Annotated in this window: 22 protein-coding genes; 19 read left to right on the forward strand and 3 right to left on the reverse strand. The window is 59.3% G+C overall.

Annotated elements, in window-relative coordinates:
* Positions 1–126 precede the first annotated feature (126 nt).
* The 6 genes from CNX70_RS01600 (at position 127) to CNX70_RS01625 (ending at position 7111) form a co-directional block, all read left to right on the forward strand.
* The gene (locus CNX70_RS01600) at positions 127–897 is read left to right on the forward strand and encodes an ABC transporter ATP-binding protein (RefSeq protein ID WP_096232923.1); all 771 of its coding nucleotides are present in this window, start codon (positions 127–129) and stop codon (positions 895–897) included.
* A complete protein-coding gene (locus CNX70_RS01605) occupies positions 897–1619 on the forward strand; it encodes an ABC transporter ATP-binding protein (protein ID WP_071080021.1) in 723 nt (240 codons plus the stop codon). The genes CNX70_RS01600 and CNX70_RS01605 overlap by 1 nt, the downstream gene beginning before the upstream one ends.
* A 70-nt stretch (positions 1620–1689) precedes the next feature.
* The gene (locus CNX70_RS01610) at positions 1690–2907 is read left to right on the forward strand and encodes an ABC transporter substrate-binding protein (RefSeq protein WP_096232925.1); all 1218 of its coding nucleotides are present in this window, start codon (positions 1690–1692) and stop codon (positions 2905–2907) included.
* A gap of 161 nt (positions 2908–3068) precedes the next feature.
* Complete coding sequence (locus CNX70_RS01615; protein WP_096232927.1) at positions 3069–3953, forward strand: branched-chain amino acid ABC transporter permease; 885 nt, start codon at positions 3069–3071, stop codon at positions 3951–3953.
* A gap of 31 nt (positions 3954–3984) precedes the next feature.
* Positions 3985–4965 (forward strand): branched-chain amino acid ABC transporter permease, encoded by a 981-nt coding sequence (locus tag CNX70_RS01620; RefSeq protein WP_096232930.1) that lies wholly within the window; start codon positions 3985–3987, stop codon positions 4963–4965.
* An 82-nt stretch (positions 4966–5047) separates the two neighbouring features.
* Positions 5048–7111: a 3-hydroxybutyrate oligomer hydrolase family protein gene (locus CNX70_RS01625; protein ID WP_425269245.1), complete on the forward strand. Its 2064-nt coding sequence runs from the start codon at positions 5048–5050 to the stop codon at positions 7109–7111.
* Positions 7112–7114: 3 nt separating this feature from the next.
* On the opposite strand, the gene CNX70_RS01630 is transcribed toward CNX70_RS01625, so the two are convergent.
* A complete protein-coding gene (locus CNX70_RS01630; protein WP_096232935.1) occupies positions 7115–8272 on the reverse strand; it encodes an iron-containing alcohol dehydrogenase in 1158 nt (385 codons plus the stop codon).
* A gap of 138 nt (positions 8273–8410) precedes the next feature.
* The gene (locus CNX70_RS01635; RefSeq protein WP_096232937.1) at positions 8411–8731 is read right to left on the reverse strand and encodes a DMT family transporter; all 321 of its coding nucleotides are present in this window, start codon (positions 8729–8731) and stop codon (positions 8411–8413) included.
* Positions 8732–9049: 318 nt separating this feature from the next.
* On the opposite strand from CNX70_RS01635, the gene mnmG reads away from it, so the two are divergent.
* From mnmG to CNX70_RS01700, 13 genes are all read left to right on the forward strand, one after another.
* Positions 9050–10999, forward strand: a complete 1950-nt coding sequence (mnmG, locus tag CNX70_RS01640) for a tRNA uridine-5-carboxymethylaminomethyl(34) synthesis enzyme MnmG (protein WP_096232939.1) — start codon at positions 9050–9052, stop codon at positions 10997–10999.
* A complete protein-coding gene (gene rsmG, locus CNX70_RS01645; protein ID WP_096232941.1) occupies positions 10996–11640 on the forward strand; it encodes a 16S rRNA (guanine(527)-N(7))-methyltransferase RsmG in 645 nt (214 codons plus the stop codon). The genes mnmG and rsmG overlap by 4 nt, the downstream gene beginning before the upstream one ends.
* Positions 11641–11808: 168 nt before the next feature.
* Positions 11809–12579, forward strand: a complete 771-nt coding sequence (locus tag CNX70_RS01650; protein ID WP_096232943.1) for a ParA family protein — start codon at positions 11809–11811, stop codon at positions 12577–12579.
* Positions 12580–12644: 65 nt separating this feature from the next.
* Positions 12645–13529, forward strand: coding sequence for a ParB/RepB/Spo0J family partition protein (locus tag CNX70_RS01655; protein ID WP_096232946.1), 885 nt, complete (start codon positions 12645–12647; stop codon positions 13527–13529).
* 269 nt (positions 13530–13798) lie between these two features.
* The gene (locus CNX70_RS01660; protein ID WP_096232948.1) at positions 13799–14167 is read left to right on the forward strand and encodes an ATP synthase subunit I; all 369 of its coding nucleotides are present in this window, start codon (positions 13799–13801) and stop codon (positions 14165–14167) included.
* A gap of 51 nt (positions 14168–14218) precedes the next feature.
* Positions 14219–15028, forward strand: coding sequence for a F0F1 ATP synthase subunit A (gene atpB / locus CNX70_RS01665; RefSeq protein ID WP_096232950.1), 810 nt, complete (start codon positions 14219–14221; stop codon positions 15026–15028).
* A 59-nt stretch (positions 15029–15087) separates the two neighbouring features.
* On the forward strand, positions 15088–15369 hold the full coding sequence (gene atpE, locus CNX70_RS01670; protein ID WP_010393790.1) for a F0F1 ATP synthase subunit C: 282 nt from the start codon (positions 15088–15090) through the stop codon (positions 15367–15369).
* 43 nt (positions 15370–15412) lie between these two features.
* Positions 15413–15883, forward strand: a complete 471-nt coding sequence (locus CNX70_RS01675) for a F0F1 ATP synthase subunit B (RefSeq protein WP_096232952.1) — start codon at positions 15413–15415, stop codon at positions 15881–15883.
* A 2-nt stretch (positions 15884–15885) separates the two neighbouring features.
* Positions 15886–16431, forward strand: coding sequence for a F0F1 ATP synthase subunit delta (locus CNX70_RS01680; protein ID WP_096232954.1), 546 nt, complete (start codon positions 15886–15888; stop codon positions 16429–16431).
* Between the two features lie 78 nt (positions 16432–16509).
* Complete coding sequence (atpA, locus tag CNX70_RS01685; protein WP_096232956.1) at positions 16510–18051, forward strand: F0F1 ATP synthase subunit alpha; 1542 nt, start codon at positions 16510–16512, stop codon at positions 18049–18051.
* Positions 18052–18113: 62 nt separating this feature from the next.
* Positions 18114–18989: a F0F1 ATP synthase subunit gamma gene (gene atpG, locus CNX70_RS01690; protein WP_070218929.1), complete on the forward strand. Its 876-nt coding sequence runs from the start codon at positions 18114–18116 to the stop codon at positions 18987–18989.
* A gap of 29 nt (positions 18990–19018) precedes the next feature.
* Positions 19019–20419: a F0F1 ATP synthase subunit beta gene (atpD, locus tag CNX70_RS01695; protein WP_071080005.1), complete on the forward strand. Its 1401-nt coding sequence runs from the start codon at positions 19019–19021 to the stop codon at positions 20417–20419.
* Positions 20420–20481: 62 nt separating this feature from the next.
* Positions 20482–20901 carry a F0F1 ATP synthase subunit epsilon gene (locus CNX70_RS01700; protein WP_096232958.1) on the forward strand — a complete coding sequence of 140 codons (420 nt, stop codon included), beginning with the start codon at positions 20482–20484 and terminating at the stop codon, positions 20899–20901.
* A 60-nt stretch (positions 20902–20961) separates the two neighbouring features.
* Here CNX70_RS01700 and rsgA read toward each other — a convergent pair whose 3' ends face one another.
* Complete coding sequence (gene rsgA / locus CNX70_RS01705) at positions 20962–22026, reverse strand: ribosome small subunit-dependent GTPase A (RefSeq protein WP_096232960.1); 1065 nt, start codon at positions 22024–22026, stop codon at positions 20962–20964.
* Between the last annotated feature and the right edge of the window lie 166 nt (positions 22027–22192).

A 22192-nucleotide genomic window follows, 5' to 3' on the forward strand; every position in this document is an offset into this window, starting at 1 on the left:
AAAGCGCAGGTTTGCGCCATTCGGGCTGGCGAAAAATCCCCGTAGTTATACTGTATTGTGCGTTAAATTTAAGTTGTGTATTATAAAAATGACTAAGTAGTACAAAAAGTACAACTAGGAGACACGATGTCAAACATAATCTTGGAAACAAGAAATTTGACCAAGGAATTCAAGGGTTTCACCGCAGTGAGCGAGGTGAACCTGAAGGTAGAGCGGGGCCATATCCACGCCTTGATCGGTCCTAACGGCGCCGGCAAGACCACGTGTTTCAACTTGCTCACCAAATTCCTGGTCCCCACCGGTGGACAGATCCTGTTCAATGGGAAAGATATTACGGCTGCCAAACCGGCGCAGATCGCCCGTATGGGCGTGATCCGTTCCTTCCAGATTTCCGCCGTCTTCCCGCATCTCTCCGTGCTGCAAAATGTGCGTATCGGCTTGCAGCGCCAACTCGGTACCTCGTTCCACTTCTGGCAGAGTGAGCGTTCCTTGAACCAGCTCAACGACCGCGCCATGGCCTTGCTGGCCGAAGTCGACCTGACGGAGTTTGCCGACACCATCACGGTCGACATGCCGTACGGTCGCAAGCGGGCGCTGGAAATTGCCACCACCCTGGCGATGGAACCGGAAATGATGCTGCTCGACGAACCGACCCAGGGCATGGGCCACGAAGATGTGCACCGCGTCACCGAACTGATCAAGAAAGTCTCGGTCGGCCGCACCATTTTGATGGTGGAACACAATATGAGCGTGGTCTCTGGCATCTGCGACAAGATTTCCGTCCTGCAGCGCGGCGCCATGCTGGCCGAAGGCAGTTACGCGGAAGTGTCGCGTAATCCGCAAGTGATGGAAGCGTACATGGGCACCACCCACGCCGAACTGGAAGGGGCACATTGATGACCGCTAGTAACAAGGCACCCGCGCTGGAAATTGCACAACTGCACACCTGGTATGGCGAATCGCACATCCTGCACGATGTGAACCTGAAAGTGGAGCAGGGCGAAGTGGTGACTTTGCTGGGCCGTAATGGCGCCGGCCGCACGACCACCTTGCGCGCCATCATGGGGCTGACGGGCGCACGCACGGGTTCCATCAAAGTCAATGGCGTCGAAGCGATAGGTTTGGCCACGCACAAAATCGCCCACCTGGGCATCGGCTATTGTCCTGAAGAGCGCGGCATTTTTTCCTCGCTGTCGACGGAGGAAAATCTGATGCTGCCGCCGACCCTGGCCAGCGGCGAGAAGGGCATGTCGGTCGAGGAAATCTACGCCATGTTCCCGAATTTGCAGGAACGCCGCCACAGCCAGGGCACGCGATTGTCGGGCGGGGAACAGCAGATGCTGGCCGTGGCGCGCATCCTGCGCACGGGCGCGCGCCTGCTGCTGCTCGATGAAATTTCCGAAGGCCTGGCGCCCGTCATCGTCCAAGGGCTGGCGCGCATGATCACCACCCTGAAAGCGAAGGGTTACACCATCGTCATGGTGGAACAGAATTTCCGGTTTGCCGCACCGCTGGCGGACCGGTTTTATGTGATGGAGCACGGTCAGATCGTCGAGACTTTTGCTGCATCCGAACTGGAAGCCAAGATGCCGGTATTGACCGAGCTGCTTGGCGTGTAATGCCCATGTAGTTCTGTATCGTCGTCGAGCAATCGTTTAAATAGCAAACAATAATCCCAACGGAGACACTATGAAACGTAACGCTATCGCCATTGCCACCGCCACTCTGTGCACCTTGTCTGCACTGGGCTTGTCCAGCGCCGCGCACGCCCAGGTATCGGGCGACACCATCAAGATCGGTTTTATTTCCGACATGTCCGGCGTGTACTCCGACGTCGACGGCCTCGGTGGCGCGGAAGCCATCAAGATGGCGATCGCCGATGCCGGCGTGGTACTGGCCGGCAAAAAGGTGGAATTTATTTCCGCCGACCATCAAAACAAGGCCGACATCGCCGCCTCGAAGGCGCGCGAATGGTTCGACCAGCAAGGTGTCGACATGCTGATCGGCGGCACCAATTCCGGCGCCAGCCTGGCCATGGCCAAGGTGGCGGCGGAAAAGAAGAAAGTTTTTATTGCCATCGGCGCCGGCTCCTCGCGCCTGACGAATGAAGAGTGCACGCCCTACACCGTGCATTACGCTTATGACACGGTGGCGTTGGCGCGCGGGACGGGCGGCACCATCGTCAAGCAGGGCGGCAAGAACTGGTACTTCATGACGGCCGACTATGCGTTTGGCCATTCGCTGGAAAAAGACACAGCCGAGGTTGTCAAGGCGGCCGGCGGCAAGGTGCTGGGCAGCGTCAAGCATCCGCTGGGCGCCTCGGATTTCTCTTCCTTCCTGCTGCAGGCGCAAGCGTCCAAGCCGCAAATCCTGGGTCTGGCCAATGCGGGCGGCGACGCCATCAACAGCATCAAGGCAGCCAACGAGTTCGGCCTGACGAAATCGATGAAACTGGCCGGCCTGCTGATCTTCATCAATGACATCCATTCGCTGGGCCTGAACCTGACGCAGGGCATGTACCTGACCGATGGCTGGTACTGGGACTTGAATGCGGACACGCGCGCCTGGTCGAAACGCTATTTCGCCAAGATGAAGAAAGAGCCGTCGATGCTGCAGGCAGCCGACTATTCGGCCGCGGCGACCTACCTGAAAGCCGTCAAGGCGCTGGGGACGGATGACACCGAAAAAGTCATGGCGTATCTGAAGAAGACCAAGATCAACGACATGTTCACGCAGAATGGCGAAGTGCGTCCCGATGGCCGCATGGTGCACGATATGTATTTGATGGAGGTGAAGAAACCGTCCGAGTCGAAATACCCATGGGATTACTACAAGGTGGTCGCTACCGTGCCCGGTGCGCAAGCGTATGTGACCAAGGCTGAATCAAAGTGTTCGTTGTGGAAGTAAGGCTGTAGCAACATCCATGGAGTGCCCGCCGCTGCGCGGGCGCTCTGTCCTGCACGCGCTTCGCTCGCAGGGTTCGCCTTGCGCCGCTGCAGCCGTTTGCGGTGGCGCGTTTCCCTTGATACCACACCGCTACCCGGCGGTGCTTTTTATACTGTGATGCCATGGAAATTTTCGGCGTTCCAATACAAGCGATGATGAGCCAGCTGCTGCTGGGTCTCGTCAACGGCTCGTTCTATGCCATGTTGTCCCTCGGTCTGGCCGTCATTTTCGGCTTGCTCAACGTTATTAATTTCTCGCACGGCGCCATGTACATGATGGGCGCCTTCCTGGCCTGGATGGGCCTCAGTTATTTCGACATCAATTACTGGGCCATGCTGGTCATCGCCCCGATCCTTGTCGGCCTGGTCGGCATCCTGATCGAAAAGACCATGTTGCGCTGGCTGTATAAACTCGACCACCTGTATGGCTTGCTGCTGACCTTTGGCATTACCCTGATCATGGAAGGCGTGTTTCGCTCCTTCTATGGCGTCTCGGGCCAGCCGTATGCCGTGCCTGAAGCGCTGTCCGGCGCGACGGACCTGGGCTTCATGATCTTGCCGAACTACCGCGCCTGGGTGGTGATCGCCTCGCTCTCCGTCTGCCTGGCGACCTGGTTCGTCATCGAAAAAACTAAGCTGGGCGCCTACCTGCGGGCCGGCACGGAAAACCCGAAACTGGTGGAAGCGTTCGGCATCAACGTGCCGCTGATGGTGACCTTGACGTTTGGCTTCGGCGTGGCGCTGGCCGGTTTCGCCGGCGTGCTGGCGGCGCCGATCATCCAGGTCTCGCCGCTGATGGGCTCGAACCTCATCATCGTCGTGTTTGCCGTGGTGGTGATCGGTGGCATGGGTTCCATCATGGGCTCCATCCTGACGGGCCTGGGCCTGGGCGTGATCGAGGGCCTGACCCGCGTGTTCTACCCGGAAGGCTCAGCCACCGTGGTCTTCGTGGTGATGGTCATCGTGCTGCTGCTGCGTCCCGCCGGCCTGTTCGGCAAAGAAAAGTAATTCTCATCAGTCATGTATTGGAGCTACCACGATGAATAAGAATGTAGGCTACGCCATTGCCTTGCTGCTGGCATTGGCGGCCCCGTTTTACGGCTATCCCGTCTTCCTGATGAAGTTGCTGTGCTTTGCCCTGTTTGCCTGCGCGTTCAATTTGCTGATCGGCTACACGGGCTTGCTGTCGTTTGGTCATGCGGCCTTCTTTGGCGGCGCCGGCTATGTCACCGGCTACGCGCTGCGCACCTGGGGCTGGCCAACGGAACTGGGCTTGCTGGCTGGCGTCGCTACGGGCGCCTTGCTGGGCCTGGTGATCGGCGGCCTGGCGATCCGCCGCCAGGGCATTTACTTTACGATGATCACCCTGGCGCTGGCGCAGATGGTGTACTTCCTCGCCTTGCGCCTGCCGTTCACGGGCGGCGAGGATGGCTTGCAGGGTGTTCCACGTGGAACCTTGCTGGGCATGATAGATCTGGGCAATGACACCGTACTGTATTACTTCGTGCTGGCCATCTTCATCGCCGGCTTCGCCCTGATCGTGCGCACCATCCACTCGCCGTTCGGGCAAGTGCTCAAGGCGATCAAGGAAAACGAACCGCGCGCCATCTCGCTGGGTTACGACGTCAACAAGTACAAGCTGATGGCTATCGTGCTGTCCGCTTCGCTGGCGGCACTGGCCGGCGCCACCAAGACCCTGGTGCTGGGCTTTGAAACCCTCACCGATGTGTACTGGGGCATGTCGGGCCTGGTCGTGCTGATGACCTTGGTGGGCGGCATGGGCACCATGGCCGGTCCCATCCTCGGCGCTGTATTGATCATCGCGCTGGAAAACAAGCTGGGCGATGTTGGCACCTATCTGGCCACGCACACGGGCATCGAGTGGTTCGGCACTCTGGGCGAATCGGTAGGCATGGTCACGGGCGTGATTTTCGTCATCTGCGTGCTGCTGTTCCGGCGCGGCATCGTCGGCGAAGCCATCGCGCGCTTCGGTGGCAGGTCAGCCAAAGCCGCTGTCTGATTTTCAAGCAACGCCGGACGATTCGTCCGGCGTTTTTCATTGTGCGTCCACTGTTACTTCAACGGAGAGTCCCACCATGCAAATGACGATCACGCGCGCGGGCACGACTGGCATGCGCCTGTGCACCCTGCTGGCGTTGGCAGCCTGCGGCAGCAACCATGCACCGGAAGAACTGAACCAGATGCCCGGTTACCTGGGCAGCATCACGCGCGCCGACTACGACGGCAAGACGAACGATCTGCTGACTGCCGGCCTGGGCAAGACGGGGCTGGCGGGCGCCGCACCCGTGTATGCGAATCCTGAACAGCCGACGCCGCTCGAACTGCGCCGCAATGCGATCTACGCCAACTACCGCGCCGTGCTCGACATTGCCGCCAACAGCGGCTACGGCACCCTGTACGGACCGAATGTCGATGCCGGCGGTAATGTCGGCACGGGCGAGGGCCTGGTGGCGGGCAGCGAATACATCGCCTATGCCGACGATGGCACGGGCAAGAAGAATGTCACCTTGATGGTGCAGGTGCCGGCCAGCTTCGACCCGGACCGCGCCTGCATCGTCACGGGCACATCGAGCGGCTCGCGCGGCATCTACGGCGCCATCGGCAGTTCCGGCGAATGGGGCTTGAAGAAGGGCTGCGCCGTGGCATATGCAGACAAGGGTTCCGGCACGGGCCTGTATGTGTTTGACGACGACAGCGTCAACCTGCAGAACGGCGTGCGCGCGGGCAGGGTGGCTGCCGGCAAGAGCGCGCTCTTCGCGCCCGACTTGAGCGATGCCGACCGGCTGGCTTGGGCTAGTGCCAATCCGAACCGTATCGCCTTCAAGCACGCGCACTCGCAGCAGAACCCCGAGAAGGACTGGGGCAAGGTGACACTGCAGGCGGTCGAGATGGCGTATTACGTTTTGAACGAGCGCTATGGCGTGCTGGCCCGCGATGGCAGTGCGCGCATCGTGCGGCTCACGCCGAAGAACACCATCACGATTGCCTCCAGTATTTCCAACGGCGCAGGCTCGGCCCTGCTGGCGGCGGAACAGGATACGCAAGGCTTGATCAGCGGCGTGGCGGCCAGCGAGCCGCAGGTGCAACCGCAGCCGTCCACGGCCTACAGCGTGCGCCAGGGTGGCGTGGTAGTGAACGCACCGGGGCGCGCGCTGTTCGACTACGCGACCTATGCGGCCCTGTACCAGCCGTGCATCGCGTCCGTGGCCGGCAATGCGGGACGCTGTACGGCGCTGGTAGCCAAGGGCTTGTTGAACGGCGCCGACCTGGCGGCGCAGCAGGCGGACGCGAAGCAGCGCCTGCGCGCGTATGGCTGGCTAGTTGATTCCGATCCGCTGCAGGCCGCGCACGCGGGCACGAATATCCTGGTGGCTGTCACGTACGCGTATGCCTATGGGAAATTCTCCGTGACGGACAAGGTGTGCGGTTTCACGTTTGCACAGACCGATGGCAGCGGCAATCCGACCCCGTTTACTTCGGCGCAAAAGGCGGCCAGCTTTGCCGCGCAAAACGGCATCCTCGGCAGTGTCGTGTACGAGAACAGCGTGGGTGGCGCCAAGGGCTACACGGCCGGTGTGTCACCCTCGACCAGTCTGGCGGACCAGTCGCTCGATGGCTTCCTGTGCCTGCGCAGCCTGGCGACGGGGCGCGACGCCGTCAGCGGCGCCAACCTGGAAGGCACTTTGGCAGGGCAGAGCGCGCGCGTGCGGGCAGGCGTGGCCGAGGTAGCGGCCAGCGGCAAACTGAACGGCAAGCCGGCCATCATCGTGCACGGCCGCAGCGATACCCTGATTCCCGTCAATCACGCTTCGCGCGCCTATCTTGGCCTGAACGCCGCCGTGGAAGGGAGCAAGAGTCAGCTGCGCTATATCGAGGTGACTCATGCCAACCACTTCGATTCCTTCAGCAGCGCCTTGCCGACCCTGATCGTGCCGCTACACGTGTACCTGAACCGGGTGCTCGATGCCATGTATGCGCATCTGTCTGCCAAGCAAGCCTTGCCGCCCTCGCAGGTGGTGCGTACGGTGACGCGCGCCGATACGTCAACCTTGATCACAAATATCAACGTGCCGGCGATAGTGTCGACGCCAGCGGCAGGCAATGCGATCAGTGTGACGGGGACGGTGGTGGATGTGCCCGACTGAGTCTCATAGCGCGGCCGCATAGATGGCGCGGGCATCCGCGCGGGTGACGACGCGCGGATTGTTGCCCAGCAAGCGCGTCTGCAGCATGGCATCGTCGGCCAGGCGGTCCAGGTCGCTGGCCGCGATGCCCACCTCGCGCAGGGTGCGCGCGATACCGGTGGCGCGCGCCAGCGCCTGCATGGCGTCGATCAGGGCCACGGCCCGCGCTTCCTCGCTGCCCACGATGCCGGGCTGCAAGACGGCCGCCAGTTGCGCATACAGCGGTGCCGCGTGAGACAGATTGAAACGTAACACGTGCGGCAGCACCAGCGCATTCGACAGGCCATGTGGCACGTGGAACAAACCACCGATGGGATAAGCGAGCGCGTGCACGGCTGCCACCGGTGCATTGGCAAACGCTTGGCCGGCCAGCATGGCGCCCAGCAGCATGGCCTGGCGCGCCGGCAGGTTGCTGCCATCGCGGCAGGCCGTGAGCAGGTTGCTGGAGAGCAGCGACAGCGCCTGGGTGGCCAGCATGTCGGACAAGGGATTTTTCAGCAGGCGGCTGGTGTACGCTTCGATCGCATGCACCATGGCGTCGATGCCGGTGGCGGCCGTCATGGCGGGCGGCAAGCCCACGGTCAGGCTGGCGTCGAGGATGGCCAGGTCCGCATACAGTTGCGGCGCGACCACACCCATCTTGCTGGTGGCGCCCGTGGTGACGATGGCGATGTGCGTCACTTCCGAACCCGTGCCGGCCGTGGTGGGCAATTGCACCAGGGGCAGGCGCTGGCCGTGCACATTGCCGATGCCATACAGTTGCGCCAGTTCCTGGTGGCCGGGCACCAGCACGGCAATCAGCTTGGCCACATCCAGCGAGCTGCCGCCACCGAGGCCAATAATCAGTTCCACGTGAAACATCTGCGCCTGGGCCACGCCGGCCAGCACGATCGCTTCGGGGGGATCGGCTTGTACCTCGGCAAAGACGTGGACCTCGATCCCCGCCGCCTGCAAGCTGTGCAGGGGAACATCGGCCAGGCCTGTACGCAGAAAACCCGCGTCGGTGACGAGCAGGGCGCGGCGCACGGTCGGGAAGTGCTGGGCGATGTGCGCGCCCAGTTGGGCGGCGGCGCCTGGTTTAACGATCAGATGGGGCACGGTACGGAACTGGAAGGCGGACATGCAGACTCCTGACAGTGAGGACAGAAGCCCAGCTTACTCCGCTTTCCCGCCGTGCGCATGTTTCACGTGGAACCAGAAGCGGGGCTTATTCCCACTCCAGCGCACCGCGTTTCCATTTGAGGAGCATGGGGATGCCTCTCAGTGGCTGGAAGACAGTTTCATCAGCACGATGCCGCAGACGATGAGAACGGCGGCGCACACGCGCATGGTGCTGACTTGCTCACCGAGGAAAACGATGCCGACGATGAAGGCGCCGACGGCGCCGATGCCGGTCCAGATGGTGTAGGCCGTGCCCAGGGGCAGGGTGCGCATGGCAATTGACAGCAAGCCGAAGCTGGCGATCATCATGACGATGGTCATGACGGTAGGGGTGAGTCGGGTGAAACCCTCGGAGAGTTTCATCGAGTATGCCCATACGACTTCCAATATGCCGGCAATGAGTAACAGTATCCAGGCCATGGCGGCTCCTTATACAGAGCGGGCCGTCCCGGTGTGTGCCCATGATGGGGGAGGCCGTCCTCCTGGATGATCGTCGCTATGGGCACTGGCGTGACCACGGTGTTGCGGACGATGCGGCAATTGTAGCAAACATTCACGAGCACCGCAGCCCCAGCGCAGGCCAGTGACGTGTTCCACGTGAAACAGAAATCACCGCCTCCTTGTCACTGCTGAGTAAAAATTAAGCAAAAATTGGCCCGAGGAAGGTTGCACTCGCAAAAAGACTCTATAATCGGAGCTCTCTTCCCGCATTTTTACTTGCACTGTTACCTATTTATCATGTTATTTCCTACAGAATTCGACGTCATCGTTGTCGGTGGTGGTCACGCCGGTACCGAGGCGGCCCTCGCTTCCGCCCGTATGGGGCAGAAGACGCTATTGCTCACGCATAATATTGAGACACTGGGCCAGATGTCGTGCAACCCCTCCATCGGTGGCATCGGCAAGGGCCACCTGGTCAAGGAGGTCGATGCCATGGGCGGCGCGATGGCGATTGCCACCGACGAGTCCGGCATCCAGTTCCGCATCCTGAACTCCTCGAAAGGCCCGGCAGTGCGCGCCACGCGCGCCCAGGCCGACCGTATTTTATACAAGGCCGCCATCCGTACGCGCCTGGAAAACCAGCCGAATTTGTGGCTGTTCCAGCAAGCGGTCGATGACCTGATCGTCGAAGGCGACCGGGTCATCGGTGCCGTGACGCAGATCGGCCTAAAGTTCCTGTCGCGCGCCGTGGTGCTGACGGCCGGCACTTTCCTCGACGGCAAGATCCACGTGGGCTTGAATAACTACTCGGCCGGCCGCGCCGGCGACCCGCCCGCCATTTCGCTGTCCGCCCGCTTGAAGGAATTGAAGCTGCCGCAAGGCCGCTTGAAAACGGGCACGCCGCCGCGCATCGATGGCCGCACGATTGACTTTTCCGTGATGCAAGAACAGCCGGGCGACCTCGATCCCGTGCCCGTTTTTTCCGTCATGGGCAACACGGCCATGCACCCGCGCCAGGTACCGTGCTGGGTCACGCACACGAATAGCCAGACGCACGACATCATCCGCGCCGGCCTCGACCGCAGCCCCATGTACACGGGCGTCATCGAGGGCGTGGGCCCCCGCTATTGCCCGTCGATCGAAGACAAGATTCACCGTTTCGCGGGCAAGGAATCGCACCAGATCTTCCTCGAGCCGGAAGGCTTGACGACGCATGAGTTCTATCCAAATGGTATCTCCACCAGCCTGCCGTTCGACGTGCAGATCGCCCTGGTGCAATCGATGAAGGGCATGGAAAACGCGCACATCCTGCGCCCCGGTTACGCCATCGAATACGACTATTTCGACCCGCGCGGCTTGAAAGCCTCGCTGGAAACCAAGGCCGTGGCGGGTCTGTTCTTCGCCGGCCAGATCAACGGCACCACGGGCTACGAAGAAGCGGCTGCGCAAGGCATGCTGGCGGGCCTGAATGCGGCCCTGCTGACGCAGGACAAGGAAGCCTGGGTACCGGGCCGCTCCGAGGCGTATCTGGGCGTGCTGGTCGACGACCTGATCACCCAGGGCGTGCAGGAACCGTACCGCATGTTCACCAGCCGCGCCGAGTACCGTTTGAGCCTGCGCGAAGACAATGCCGACATGCGCCTGACGGAAATCGGCCGCACCCTCGGCTGCGTAGGCGACGCCCAATGGCAAGCCTTCGAAACCAAGCGCGAAGCGGTGGCGCTGGAACTGCAGCGCCTGCGTTCCACGTGGGTCAATCCGCGCATCCTGGCGGCCGCCGAATCGGAACGCATCGTCGGCCAGGCCATCGAGCGCGAGTATTCGCTGGCGGACTTGCTGTGCCGCCCGAACGTCGCCTACGACACGCTGATGAGCATGACGGGCATCGAAGGCCAGGCCCTGGCCGGCCCCGGCGTGGAAGACCCCTCCGTGCGCGAGCAGGTGGAAATCCAGCTCAAATATGCGGGCTACATCGAGCGCCAGAGCAAGGAAATCGAGCGTCACGAACACTATGAAAACCTGGCCTTGCCGGCCGGTTTTAATTACCTCGATATCGGCGCGCTGTCGGTCGAAGTGCGGCAAAAACTCGACAAGCAGCGCCCGGAAACTCTGGGCCAGGCCTCGCGCATTTCCGGCGTGACGCCAGCGGCGATTTCGCTGCTGCTGGTGCATTTGAAAAAGCGCGGCTTCGGTGCAGGGCAGGCCGAAATGCAGACCACCACTTTAAAGGACGAGGTTGTTGAATGAAGCAGTTTGACCGGGCCGCACTGGCCCCCATTTTGAATGAAGGCATCGCCGCGCTGGGGCTGGACCTGAGCGCGGATCAGACGGAAAAACTGCTCGATTACCTGGCCTTGCTGGCCAAATGGAACAGCGTGTACAACCTGACGTCGGTGCGCGATCCGATGCAGATGCTGACCTTGCACGTGCTCGATTCGCTGGCGGCCGTGCCCGCGTTCGCGGAGGCCAAAAACGTGCTCGACGTGGGCGCCGGTGGCGGCTTGCCGGGCATGGTCTTGGCCATCGCGCGGCCCGACGTGAAGGTGTCGATGATCGACACGGTGCACAAGAAGACGGCCTTTCTGACGCAAGTGAAGGCGGAACTGGGGCTAGCCAACGTCACCGTGTACACCAAGCGCGTGGAACAGCTGGAAGTGCCGCAGAAATTTGACGTGATCACCTCGCGCGCCTTTGCCGACCTGTCCGACTTCGTCAACTGGTCGCACCATGTGCTGGCCGAGGGCGGGCAATTCATCGCCTTGAAAGGGGTGGCACCGCCAGACGAGCGCGAGAGACTACCAGCAGACTGGCAAGTGACGCAATTACAGGCAATCCAGGTACCAGGGCTAAATGCAGAGCGTCATCTGGTCTTTATAGCAAGAATGTGAAGGCCGAAAAATTAAACGGTATAAATCATATAAACAGTTTATACGGTATAAATGATATAAACCATATAAACGATTTATATCGTATAAATGAAATAAATAATATAAATCGTTTCGGCCGGATGCCGAGGCGCACGATGAAGTTTGCATCTCTTTACAACTAGAAGATACATGGCCAAAATTTTTTGTGTAGCAAATCAAAAGGGTGGTGTTGGTAAAACCACAACAAGCGTCAACCTTTCCGCCGGCCTGGCCAAGTTGAACCAGCGCGTGCTGCTGGTCGACCTCGACCCGCAAGGCAATGCGACCATGGGCGCCGGCATCAACAAGGCCGGCCTGAAGGCGTCCACCTATGAAGTCATGCTGGGCGAGTCCGATGTCAAGACGGCACGCCAGCGTTCGGAAGCGGGGCGCTTCGATGTCCTGCCGTCGAACCGCGAACTGGCGGGCGCCGAAGTGGAGATGGTCGAACTGGACAACCGCGAACGCCGCCTGAAGGATGCGCTGGCCGAAGTCGACAGCGAATACGACTTCATCCTGGTTGATTGCCCACCGGCATTATCGATGCTGACCTTGAACGGCCTGTGCGCCGCGCATGGCGTGATCATCCCGATGCAGTGCGAGTACTACGCGCTGGAAGGCTTGTCCGACCTGGTCAACACCATCAAGAAGGTGCATGCCAACCTGAACCCGGACTTGAAGATCATTGGTCTCTTGCGCGTGATGTTCGATCCGCGCATGACATTATCACAACAAGTGTCGGCCCAGCTGGAACAGCATTTCGGCGACAAGGTCTTCAAGACCATCATCCCGCGCAATGTGCGCCTGGCCGAAGCGCCGTCATACGGCTTGCCCGGCGTGACCTTCGACCCCAGCTCGAAAGGTGCCCAGGCGTATATCGCCTTCGGCGCCGAGATGGTCGAGCGCATCAAACATATGTAAACAAAGGGCGAGCGACTCGCAAGGAATGATGTGAGCGCTTACTCTGAAAACACGATTAGGACAGCATGGCTACGAAAAAATTAAAAGGACTGGGTCGCGGACTCGATGCCCTCCTGGGTGGTGGCGGCGACTTCACCAGCCCGGACACGCATCAACCCTCCAGCTTGCCCGTGTCGCAAATGCAAGCCGGCAAATACCAGCCGCGCACGCGCATGGACGAGGGGGCCCTGAATGAACTGGCCGCCTCGATCAAGGCGCAAGGACTGATGCAGCCTATCCTGGTGCGCCCGATCGGGCAAGATACCCTGAGCGGACTTGTCAAATATGAAATCATCGCCGGTGAACGCCGTTTCCGCGCCTCGCAACTGGCCGGACTGACGGAAGTGCCGGTGCTGGTGCGCGATGTGGACGACCTGGCCGCCGCGGCCATGGCGCTGATCGAGAACATCCAGCGCGAAGACTTGAATCCCCTGGAAGAGGCGCAGGGCATTCACCGCCTGATCGCCGACTTCAATTTCACGCATGAGCAAGCGGCCACTGCGCTGGGACGTTCGCGCAGCGCCGTGTCGAATCTGCTGCGCCTGATGAACCTGGCCAGTCCCGTGCAGACCATGCTGATGGCCGGCGATATCGACATGGGTCATGCGCGCGCTTTGCTGGCCGTCGATGCGGCCAGCCAGATCAACCTGGCCAACCAGGTCGTGGCCAAGCGCCTGTCGGTGCGCGAAACGGAAAAGCTCGTCACCCGCACGGTCGAAGAAGCGGCCAACCCCGTTGAGCCACGGCAAAAGGAAAAGTCCGGCGACATCGCGCGCCTGGAAGAAGAGTTGTCCGATGCGCTGGCCACGCCCGTGGTGTTCAAAATGGGCAACAAAGGCCGTGGCCAATTAGTGATCGATTTTGCCGATCTTGACGTGCTCGATGGTTTGTTGACCCGCTTGCGTGGTTAAATAGCAAGCTGCAGCGACATGGGGAGTGCGGCGTGGCCAATCCGGCCATGCTTTCCAGATGCACCACGTGATTCCTTGATAACACGGCTGGAAGCGGCCAGACAAGCGACTTTGCCATATAGTGGTGCAAATGGCGGCGAATAGTCGGTAAAGCGTCAGTTTCACGCCGCAATCGCCCTGCTGCGGTGCAGCAACGTTTGACTCTATAGATCAAAGCCAACTATAATCCCGTGTCTTTGCGTGTGTAGATTTTTTTGGGAACCTGGCAATTGAGTGATTCACAACAGAGTATTGCCAAGCCCGTCTACAAAGTAGTTGCCTTGCAGCTAGCAATCGTGATCAGCTTTGCCACAGTCACCCTGTTTTTCGGTGGTAGTGTGAGAGGCTGGTCCGCCGCATGCGGCGGTGCGATCGCCGTCGCCGGCAGTCTGGCGTATGCCTTGCTGGTGGTTCGCGGTAGTAGCGACGCCAAAAAGGCTTTTCGCGCGCACTTGCGTGCGGAAATGGTGAAAATATTTATTACAGCGGTGCTGTTTATATTGGCACTGGTGTTGTTTCAGTCGGCCGCCTGGTTATGGCTGATCTTGGGTTTCGCGGTGGCAACCTTAGCATACTGGTTTTCATTGCTCGCTGTTTAATCATTGGTTTTGGGGCCTGTTGTGCTCTGAAACGACAAATCTAAATTCATTATGACCACAGAACACGCTATTGAAGCGGGCCATGCTGCCCCGGCCAACGCCACAGAATACATCAGCCACCACTTGACCCACTTGAAAAGCGCCGATGGCGCCTTCAATCTGGACACCTTCTGGGTGTCTGCCATCATGGGCTTTGTTTTCCTTGCCGTTTTCTACATGGCTTCGCGCCGCGCGACGGCCGGTGTTCCTGGCAAACTGCAAAACTTCGTCGAAATGATCATGGAAATGGTCAATGAGACTATTAATGGGGCCTTCCACGCAAAAAGCAAGATCATCGCGCCGCTGGCCATCACGATTTTCGTGTGGGTCTGGTTGTTGAACGCCATGGACTTCCTCCCGGTTGACCTGCTGCCGACAGTGTTGAGCTGGTTTGGCGTGCACAAGCTGCGCGTGGTGCCGACCGCCGACGTGAACCATACTTTTGGCATGTCGTTGTCGGTCGTTGTGTGCATTATCGCGTTTTCCATCAAGGCCAAGGGCCTGGGTGGCTGGATCAAGGAATTGTTTACCGCGCCTTTCCATGCAAGTGGCATCATCGGCACGATCTTGTTGGCACCAGTTAATTTCTTGCTGCAAATGGTTGAGTTGGTTGCAAAACTGATCTCCCTGTCGCTGCGACTGTTCGGCAATATGTATGCCGGCGAGCTGATTTTCATCTTGATCGCGTTGTTGCCTTGGTGGGCACAGTGGGCGTTGGGTGGTCCATGGGCAATTTTCCATATCTTGATTGTAACTTTGCAAGCTTTTGTGTTTATGGCGTTGACGGTTGTGTATCTGAGCCTTGCGGTTGAGAAACATTAATCAGCAACTTTATATTTTGTTTTTTTAGTATCTTTCGTTTTTAAATTTAGGAGAATTTTATGCAAGCTCTGATCGCACAAGTACAAAGCATGACCGTTCTGGCAGCAGCAATCATCATCGGCCTGGCCGCAATCGGCACCGCTCTGGGCTTCGCTATTCTGGGTGGCAAATTCCTGGAAGCTTCGGCACGTCAACCAGAACTGATGCCACAACTGCAAACCAAACTGTTCGTTATCGCTGGTCTGCTGGATGCTATCTCGATGATCGGCGTTGGTATCGCTCTGCTGTACACGTTCGCTAACCCGTTCCTGGCTCCATTGATGGCTGCTGTTGCTCAGTAATTCGCTCCAATCCTAGGAGAAACTTTTAGTCAGGAGCAAAGGTATGGACATCAATATGTCGCTCATCGGCCAGATGATCACCTTCGCGGTGTTGGTCTGGGTCTCGATGAAGTTCGTATTTCCAGCGCTGAACACAGCGCTGGATGAGCGTGCCAAACGAATCGCGGATGGATTGGCTGCGGCCGATCAAGGTCAGGCTTCGATGGCTGTCGCTGAAAAGCGTGCGCAAGAGGCATTGAACAGTGCACGTGAAGAAGCGTCGCAACGCGTTGCGGACGCTGAAAAGCGCGCGCAGCTGGTTGCTGAAGAGATCAAGCAAAATGCACAAGCTGAAGCGGCGCGTATCATTGCGCAAGCCCAGTCGGACGCGGAACAGCAACTGTCGAAAGCACGCGAACAATTGCGCGCTCAGGTGGCTGACCTGGCTGTCAAGGGTGCCGAGCAGATCTTGAAGCGTGAAGTCAACGCTACGGCTCACGCCGAAATGTTGCAGCGTCTTGCTGTCGAGCTGTAATCATGGCAGAACTCGCAACCGTCGCCCGTCCCTACGCGGAAGCTTTGTTCCGCGTAGCCCAAGCTGGTAAGGAGTCAAGCAACCTCGCGGCGTGGTCCGAACTGGTGTCCGAACTGGCACAGATCGGTAGCCACCCCGAGGTGCAGGCGTACGCGCGCAATCCGAAAGTTTCGGAAAGCGACGTCGCCGCCACCATCCTGTCGTTGTTGAAATCGCCGCTCAATGAAGAAGTCAAAAACTTCGTCACGTTGTTGATCGAAAATGGCCGCATCAGCCTGCTGCCGGAAATCGGCGCGCAATTCCATGCCTTGAAAAATGGTCTGGAAGGTGCGGCTGACGCCGAGATCACGAGCGCTTTCGATCTGAGCGAAGGCCAAACGGCCGAGCTGGTCGCAACGCTGGAAAAGAAATTCAGTCGTAAGCTCAACCCTGCCATCACAGTGGATCCATCGCTGCTCGGCGGCGTGCGCGTGGTTGTTGGCGACCAAGTGCTCGATACCTCGGTGCGCGCCAAGTTGCAGCAACTGCACGCTGCATTGGTGTCGTAAGACACGCGCTTCGGCAGGCCAGCTTAGACAGACCCTTACCCCTCGCGCAAGCTGAGAGAAACACTTTTAGGAGTTAGTATGCAACTCAACCCATCTGAAATCAGCGAGTTGATCAAGAGCCGGATCCAAGGTCTTGACGGCGGCGCTGAAGTGCGTAATCAAGGCACGGTTATTTCCGTTGCCGACGGTATCTGCCGCATCCACGGTTTGTCGGACGTGATGCAAGGCGAGATGCTGGAATTCCCAGGCAACACGTTTGGCCTGGCAATGAATCTGGAACGCGACTCCGTCGGTTCCGTGATTCTGGGTGCCTACGAGCACATCTCCGAAGGCGACACGGTGAAATGCACCGGCCGCATTCTGGAAGTGCCAATTGGTCCTGAGCTGCTCGGCCGCGTTGTCAACGCGCTGGGTCAGCCCATCGACGGCAAAGGCGCCATCGACACGAAACTGACGGCCGCGATTGAAAAAATCGCTCCGGGCGTGATCGCCCGTGAGTCCGTTTCGCAACCAATGCAAACCGGCCTGAAGTCGATCGATGCGATGGTTCCAGTTGGCCGCGGCCAGCGTGAACTGATCATCGGCGACCGTCAAACCGGCAAGTCGGCTGTGGCGATTGATGCGATCATCAATCAAAAAGGCCAGGGCATGAAATGTATCTACGTCGCGATTGGCCAAAAAGCCTCGTCGATCAAGAACATCGTGCGCTCGCTGGAACAGCACGGCGCGATGGAATACACCATCGTTGTCGCCGCTTCCGCTTCGGAATCGGCCGCCATGCAATACATCTCGCCGTACTCCGGTTGCGCCATGGGCGAATACTTCCGTGACCGCGGTGAAGATGCACTGATCGTCTACGATGATCTGTCCAAACAAGCTGTTGCATACCGTCAAATCTCGCTGCTGCTGCGCCGTCCACCAGGTCGCGAAGCCTACCCAGGCGACGTGTTCTACCTGCACAGCCGCCTGCTGGAACGCGCAGCACGCGTGAATGCCGCCTACGTCGAGAAGTTCACCGACGGCGCCGTCAAAGGCAAGACCGGTTCCCTGACGGCACTGCCGATCATTGAAACGCAAGCTGGCGACGTGTCCGCATTCGTTCCAACCAACGTGATTTCGATTACCGACGGTCAGATCTTCCTGGAAACCTCGCTGTTCAACGCCGGTATCCGTCCTGCAATTAACGCCGGTATTTCCGTATCGCGCGTCGGTGGCGCTGCCCAGACCAAGGTCATCAAAAACCTGTCCGGCGGTATCCGTACCGACTTGGCGCAGTACCGTGAACTGGCCGCGTTTGCGCAGTTCGCATCCGACCTGGACGAGTCGACCCGCAAGCAGCTGGACCGTGGTGCCCGCGTGACGGAATTGCTCAAGCAAGCCCAGTACTCGCCACTGTCGATCTCGCTGATGGCCGTATCGCTGTTCTCCGTGAACAAAGGCTTCATGGACGACGTGCCAGTCAAGCAAGTGCTGTCGTTCGAAGCTGGTGTCCACGCTTACATGAAGACCAAGCAAGCTGCTCTGCTGGCCAAGATCGAAGAAACCAAGCAACTCGACAAAGACAGCGAAGCAACTCTGTCGGCGGCCATTGCTGATTTCAAGAAATCCGGCGCATATTAAGCGGCCAGGCGGCGCCCACCTCGAGTGAGGCGCCGCCCTACGCGCAGAAGGAGTAAGGACTCATGGCATCAAGCAAAGAGATACGTGGCAAGATCAAAAGCGTAGAGAATACGAAGAAGATCACCAAGGCGATGGAAATGGTCGCCGCATCGAAAATGCGCAAAGCGCAAGATCGCATGCGTGCCGCCCGTCCCTACAGTGACAAGATTCGCAATATCGCCGCCAATCTGGCGAATGCCAATCCGGAATACACGCACCCGTTCCTGGCAGTTGCCCAGGGTACGCAAGCGAAGGCAGTCGGTTTCATCGTTGTCACGACCGACAAGGGTCTGTGCGGCGGCATGAACACCAACATCCTGCGCCAGGTGACGAGCAAGTCGCGCGAGCTGGAAGCAGCTGGCAACCGGATTGAAGCAGTTGCCATCGGTAACAAGGGTTTGGGTTTTTTGAATCGCATCGGCGTCAAGATCGTCGCTTCTGCCATTCAAACTGGTGATACGCCCCACCTGGACAAATTGATCGGACCTGTCAAGGTCATGCTCGAAGAGTTCCAGGCAGGCAAGCTCGACGCAGTGTACCTGTGCTACACCAAATTCATCAACACGATGAAGCAGGAACCAGTGGTCGAACAGTTGCTGCCCCTGACGGCTGACAAGATGGTCGCCGACAAGAGCGCACACTCGTGGGATTACATCTACGAGCCGGATGCGCAAAGCATCATCGACGAATTGCTGGAGCGCTATGTAGAAGCGCTGGTGTACCAGGCAGTCGCGGAGAATCTGGCGTCCGAGCAATCGGCACGGATGGTCGCGATGAAAGCTGCAAGCGACAACGCGGGTAGTGTGATCGGCGAACTGAAGCTGATCTACAACAAGACCCGCCAAGCTGCGATTACCAAAGAACTCTCCGAAATCGTCGCCGGTGCGGCTGCGGTTTAAACGAATTTAACTATATTGAAGGAACGAACATGGCTGATGGCAAAATCGTTCAGTGTATCGGCGCTGTGGTGGACGTTGAATTTCCCCGCAACGCGATGCCTAAGGTATTTGATGCCTTGAAGATGGCAGGCTCGGAACTGACCCTGGAAGTACAACAGCAGTTGGGCGACGGCATTGTCCGTACCATTGCACTCGGCACGTCCGATGGCTTGCGTCGCGGCATGATGATCCAGAATACCGGCAAACCTATCATGGTGCCAGTCGGTAAAGCAACCCTGGGTCGCATCATGGACGTGCTGGGCAACCCGATCGACGAATGCGGCCCAGTGTCGCACGAGCAAGTCGCGTCGATCCACCGCACCGCTCCTGCATACGACGAACTGTCGCCATCGCAAGAACTGCTGGAAACCGGCATCAAGGTGATCGACCTGGTTTGCCCGTTTGCAAAAGGCGGTAAAGTTGGTCTGTTCGGCGGCGCTGGCGTAGGCAAGACCGTCAACATGATGGAATTGATTAACAACATCGCCAAAGCGCACAGCGGCGTGTCCGTGTTCGCCGGTGTGGGTGAGCGTACGCGTGAAGGTAACGACTTCTACCACGAGATGGCTGACGCGAAAGTGGTCGATCTGGAAAATCCAGAGAACTCCAAAGTGGCGATGGTCTACGGTCAGATGAATGAACCGCCAGGTAACCGTCTGCGCGTCGCGCTGACCGGCCTGACGATCGCTGAATCGTTCCGTGATGAAGGCAAGGACGTTCTGTTCTTCGTCGACAACATCTACCGCTTTACGCTGGCCGGTACCGAAGTCTCGGCACTGCTGGGCCGTATGCCATCGGCTGTGGGTTACCAACCGACCCTGGCTGAAGAAATGGGCCGTCTGCAAGAGCGTATCACGTCGACCAAGACCGGTTCGATCACTTCGATCCAGGCCGTCTACGTTCCTGCCGATGATTACACCGATCCGTCGCCTGCTACCACGTTTGCTCACTTGGATTCGACCGTTGCGCTGTCGCGTGACATCGCTTCCCTGGGTATCTACCCAGCCGTGGACCCACTCGATTCGACCTCGCGTCAGCTCGATCCGTTGATCGTTGGTCAAGAGCACTATGACACCGCGCGTGCCGTGCAAACGACCCTGCAACGCTATAAGGAATTGCGCGACATTATCGCGATTCTGGGTATGGACGAGCTGGCACCGGAAGACAAACTGCTGGTCGCCCGTGCACGTAAGATGCAGCGTTTCCTGTCGCAGCCTTTCCACGTCGCTGAAGTCTTTACCGGCGCGCCTGGTAAATACGTTTCGCTCAAAGACACGATCAAGGGCTTCAAAATGATCGCTTCGGGCGAACTCGATCACCTGCCGGAACAAGCGTTCTACATGGTCGGCACGATCGAAGAAGCAATCGAAAAAGCCAAGAAACTTAACTAAGTTAAGTCTGGGCCTAACCCCGCCCTTTACACGGCGGGGTTCTTCAACCCGATAGGACACACATGGCACACACAATTCACGTTGACGTGGTTTCCGCTGAAGAACTGATTTTTTCAGGCGAAGCAGAATTCGTCGCGTTGCCGGGTGAACAGGGCGAGCTGGGTATCTACCCACGCCACACGCCTTTGATTACCCGCATCCGTCCGGGCGCGGTCCGCATCAAGGTAGTCGGTCAGGCTGAAGAAGTATTCGTCTTCGTTGCCGGCGGTCTGCTGGAAGTGCAACCGGACACCGTGACCGTCCTGGCCGATACCGCGATCCGCGGTCACGACCTCGATGAAGCGAAAGCGCTGGAAGCGAAGAAGTTGGCGGAAGAAAATATCCACAACAAGGATTCGGGCATCGACTACGCGCAAGCGCAAGCCGAGCTGGCCAGCGCGATTGCGCAGCTGGCAGCGATCCAGAAGCTGCGCAAGCATTAATTTGCTCGCACGCAGTAAAAAAAAAGGCAGCCTGCAGGCTGCCTTTTTTTTATGCAGAAATCAGCGGCGCTTGTCCTTGCCCCTTTCCAGTCCCGCCTTCAATATCGTCTTCCACTTGGCGCGCGCGGCAATGCGTTCGAGCGGCGTTGCCTCGCCACGGCGCGCGTCGCGCAGCAGCTTGTGATAATTGCGCAGGCGGTCCGCATCGACGGCGCCGCGCACAGCGCAACCGGGTTCGCTGGCATGCTGGCAATCGCGGAACTGGCACGTCGCTGCCAGCGCCGCGATGTCGTCAAACGTGGCGGCCAGGGTCTGCGCATCGGCATCGGCCTGCCAGCTGCGCAAGCCCGGCGTGTCGATGATGCAGGCGCCGTCCGCGCACAGGTGCAGCGAGCGGGCCGTCGTCGTATGCCGGCCACGGCCGTCGCCATGGCGCACGCCGTTGGTTGCCTGCCCGGCCATACACAGGGTGTTGGTCAGGCTGGACTTGCCGGCGCCCGATGAACCGAGCAGCACCAGGGTCTGGCCGGCACCCAGCCAGGGTTCCAGGATGGCCACGTCATACGCGTGGCGCGTGTCGACGGCAAACAGCGGCACGTGCTGCGGCAGGCGCTGTTTCAGCTGCGCCAGTTTGCCGGCGACGTCGTCGGCCATGTCGGCCTTGCTCAGCACCACCACAGGCGTCACTTGCGCCGCCAGCACGATGGCCAGATAGCGCTCGAGGCGGCGCGGATTAAAATCCCCGTCCAATCCCATCACCAGCAGGGCCGTATCGACATTGCTGGCGAGCAGTTGGCGGCGGCCGTCATTGCCGCGCCGGGCGATCTGCGTGACTGGGGATAAGTGCGCCGTTATCCACAGCGAGCCGTGTGCATCGTGTTCGGCGGCGACCCAGTCGCCGACCGTGAGGACGTCGCCCTGCGCCTGCAGCTGGTGCAGCAGGCGCGGCAGGATCTGTGCCGGGTGTTCCAGGATGCCGTCGTGCACAAGGATGCTGTCGCGATGCACGGCGCTCACGCGCAGCAGTTGCGCGGCGGGGGAAGATAAGTCGAGTTGGGTGGCTGCGCTGGCGATGGCCTGCTGCAGCCCGATAAGGCGTAGTTGCGCAAAATCGAATGCGATCATGGTAGCGTGATTCCAGATTCTGTCGTCCGCGTGCGGACGTGAAGCCTGCGCGTGCAGGCACCGCCAGTCGCGATGACTGGCACGAAAGAAGGGGAACGTCGGCTACGCGATCACGCGTATGAAGAAGAGCGGGCTAAGGGTCTTGGCCGGGAAAAACAGTGATCAG

Origin of the sequence: Janthinobacterium svalbardense, from assembly GCF_002327145.1 — a bacterium.
GTDB classification, from domain to species: Bacteria; Pseudomonadota; Gammaproteobacteria; order Burkholderiales; family Burkholderiaceae_D; genus Janthinobacterium; species Janthinobacterium tructae.